Annotated in this window: 3 protein-coding genes; all 3 read right to left on the bottom strand. The window is 63.5% G+C overall.

The genetic code is table 11. From position 1 onward, the window contains the following. Positions 1-423: 50S ribosomal protein L17 (gene rplQ / locus Q4F73_RS08375; RefSeq protein WP_303358898.1), on the bottom strand; the 423-nt coding region annotated here is incomplete at its 3' end. Positions 424-492: 69 nt separating this feature from the next. Further along, positions 493-1515, bottom strand: coding sequence for a DNA-directed RNA polymerase subunit alpha (locus tag Q4F73_RS08370; RefSeq protein WP_303358897.1), 1023 nt, complete (start codon positions 1513-1515; stop codon positions 493-495). Between the two features lie 121 nt (positions 1516-1636). Beyond that, positions 1637-2038 (bottom strand): 30S ribosomal protein S4 (gene rpsD / locus Q4F73_RS08365; RefSeq protein WP_303358896.1); only part of this gene is annotated, 402 nt, incomplete at its 5' end.

Below are 2038 nucleotides of genomic sequence, written 5' to 3'. Positions count from 1 at the left end.
GGTCTCCTCGGCAGCCTTCTTGGAGGCGGCGGCGCGGGTGGCGCGGGTGGCCTCGGCGCTCACGGTCTCCTCGAGGACGAGGGAGATCTGAGACATCGGGGCGTTGTCGCCGGAACGGTTCTCCAGCTTGATGATGCGGGTGTAACCACCCTGGCGGTTCTCGAACTTCGGAGCCAGCTCGTTGAAGAGGTAGGCGACGACGTCCTTCTGCGGAACCTCGGCGAGCACCTGGCGGCGGGCGGCGACAGAGCCGTCCTTGGCCTTGGTGATCAGCTTCTCGGCGTACGGACGCAGGGCCTTGGCCTTGGCGTCGGTGGTCTTGATAGCGCCGTGCTCGAACAGCGAAGCAGCCAGGTTAGAGAGGATCTTCTTCTGGTTGCTCGCGGAGCCGCCGAGACGGGCGCCCTTCTTAGGGGTAGGCATTGTGGTACTCCTCGGGTACGTGTGTGATGAGCGCGTGGGCTCCGGTAGAACGGAGCCCGTGGGGGCGTGCTACTCGGAATCCTCAGGGGTGGCGTCGGTGTCGATGAAGTCACCGGTCTCAGCGTCATAGCCCTCGATGGTGGTCGGATCGAAATCCTCCGGGGCGTCCTTCAGGGTCAGGCCCAGGCCGGCGAGCTTGATCTTCACCTCGTTGATCGACTTCTGACCGAAGTTGCGGATGTCCAGCAGGTCCGACTCGGTGCACTCTGCGAGCTCACCGACGGTGTGGATCTCCTGACGCTTCAGGCAGTTGTAGGAACGGACGGAGAAGTTCAGGTCCTCGATCGGCATGCCGTAGGCGGCGATGTACTCGGTCTCCTGCGGGGAGGGACCGATCTCGATGCCTTCGGCGGCGACGTTGAGCTCGCGGGCCAGCCCGAAGAGCTCGACGAGGGTCTTACCGGCGGACGCGACGGCGTCGCGGGCGGTGATGGAGTTCTTGGTCTCGACATCGATGATCAGCTTGTCGAAGTCCGTGCGCTGCTCGACACGGGTGGCCTCGACCTTGTAGCTGACCTTGAGCACCGGGGAGTAGATCTGGTCGACCGGGATACGGCCGATGTCCCCGCCACCGGCGGTGGTGGCTGCCGGAACGTAGCCGCGGCCACGCTCGACGATGAACTCGATGTCCAGACGAGCCTGCTCATTGAGGGAGGCGATGTGCATCTCCGGGTTGTGGATCTCCACACCGGCCGGCGGCTGAATGTCGCCGGCGGTGACCTCTCCCGGACCTTCCTTGCTCAGGTACATGACCACCGGCTCGTCGGAGTCGGAGGACAGGACCAGACCCTTGATGTTGAGGATGATCTCGGAGACATCCTCCTTCACACCGTTGATCGTGGTGAACTCGTGGAGAATACCGTCGATCTTGACGGAGGTGACGGCTGCGCCCGGGATGGACGACAGCAGGGTACGGCGCAGCGAGTTGCCGAGGGTGTAGCCGAAGCCCGGCTCGAGCGGCTCGATGACGAACCGGGAACGAGCGGAATCGATGTACTCCTCGGTGAGCACAGGACGCTGGGAAATGAGCATGAGACTCTCCTTTGTCGACGCCCGCTATTTGACGTCGTGGAAGAAATGAGGGGTGAGACTGCTGATGAAGAGGATTCCTCCTCCGGTGCGACCCGGGAGGGGTCGAACCGGTGGAGAAGAATTACTTCGAGTAGAGCTCGACGATGAGCTGCTCCTGCAGCGGAACGTCGATCTGGGCGCGCTCGGGCAGCTGGTGCACGAGGATGCGCAGGGTGGACGGAACGACCTGCAGCCAGGCCGGGACGACAGCGTCGACGAGGCTGTCCTGGGCCTCTTCGAACCAGATCATCTTCTGGGACTTGTCCCGGACGTCAATGATGTCGTACTGGGACACCTGGAAAGAAGGCACGTTGACCTTCTTGCCGTTGACGGTGAAGTGACCGTGGGAGACCAGCTGACGTGCCTGACGACGGGTGCGGGCCAGGCCTGCACGGTAGACGACGTTGTCCAGACGGGACTCCAGCAGGACGAGCAGGTTGTCACCGGTCTTGCCGGGGCGACGGTTCGCCTCGGCGTAGTAGCG

Source organism: Corynebacterium sp. (assembly GCF_030535495.1).
Lineage (GTDB): Bacteria > Actinomycetota > Actinomycetes > Mycobacteriales > Mycobacteriaceae > Corynebacterium.
The sequence above is the reverse complement of the archived record's forward strand: the minus strand, read 5'-3'. Positions and strand labels throughout refer to the sequence as shown.

Coding starts and splice junctions, on each gene's coding strand:
- Q4F73_RS08370 (WP_303358897.1), bottom strand. CDS start 1,515: ATGCTCATTTCCCAGCGTCCTGTGCTCACCGAGGAGTACATCGATTCC.